The organism is Granulicatella sp. zg-ZJ (assembly GCF_010892355.1).
Taxonomy (GTDB): Bacteria; Bacillota; Bacilli; order Lactobacillales; family Aerococcaceae; genus WM01.
The window spans coordinates 1-1,129 of sequence record NZ_WNJY01000056.1 but is presented as its reverse complement, the minus strand read 5'-3'; the positions used below and the strand labels follow the sequence as shown (position 1 = coordinate 1,129).

Annotated in this window: 1 protein-coding gene; it reads left to right on the top strand. The window is 42.6% G+C overall.

What is annotated here, in order from left to right; all coding sequences use genetic code 11:
• Positions 1-1,129: DUF1542 domain-containing protein (locus GMA11_RS09140; protein ID WP_163546808.1), on the top strand; the 1,129-nt coding region annotated here is incomplete at both ends.

The following is a 1,129-nucleotide window of genomic DNA, read 5'->3' as shown; positions in this document are numbered from 1 at the left end:
GCCAAAGCCGCTAAAGATACCGCAATCGACGAGAAATTCAACAACAAAGAATTAACAGAAACAGAAAGAGACGATGCGAAAAAAGCCGCTAAACAAGCAGCAGATACGGCAAAAGAAGCCATCGATGCCGCAACAAATGTTGAGGGAGTCAATACGGCAAAAACAGAGGGTCTACCAAAAGTAAACGCTGAAGTAAATGGCGCAATCAAATCAAACGCTAAACAAGACATTGATACTGCAGCAGAGAAAGCCAAAGAAGCCATCGACAACTCTGACTTACCAGAAGACGTCAAAACAAAAGCAAAAGACGCAGTAGAGAAAGCCAAAGAAGCCGCTAAACAAGCGATCGATAACGCCACAACGGACGCTGACGTCAACACTGAAAAAGAAGCTGGTAAACAAGCGATAGACTTACCAAAAGCCAAAGAAGATGCGAAAAAAGCCATTGATGACGCCAAAGCCGCTAAAGATACCGCAATCGACGAGAAATTCAACAACAAAGAATTAACAGAAACAGAAAGAGACGATGCGAAAAAAGCCGCTAAACAAGCAGCAGATACGGCAAAAGAAGCCATCGATGCCGCAACAAATGTTGAGGGAGTCAATACGGCAAAAACAGAGGGTCTACCAAAAGTAAACGCTGAAGTAAATGGCGCAATCAAATCAAACGCTAAACAAGACATTGATACTGCAGCAGAGAAAGCCAAAGAAGCCATCGACAACTCTGACTTACCAGAAGACGTCAAAACAAAAGCAAAAGACGCAGTAGAGAAAGCCAAAGAAGCCGCTAAACAAGCGATCGATAACGCCACAACGGACGCTGACGTCAACACTGAAAAAGAAGCTGGTAAACAAGCGATAGACTTACCAAAAGCCAAAGAAGATGCGAAAAAAGCCATTGATGACGCCAAAGCCGCTAAAGATACCGCAATCGACGAGAAATTCAACAACAAAGAATTAACAGAAACAGAAAGAGACGATGCGAAAAAAGCCGCTAAACAAGCAGCAGAGAAAGCAAAAACAGCCATTGACGCTGCAACAGATGTGGAAGAAGTCAACAAAGCAAAAGAAGATGGCGAAAAAGAAATTGAAAATTCACCAGTAACATCAGAAAAAGAAGATGTAAAAG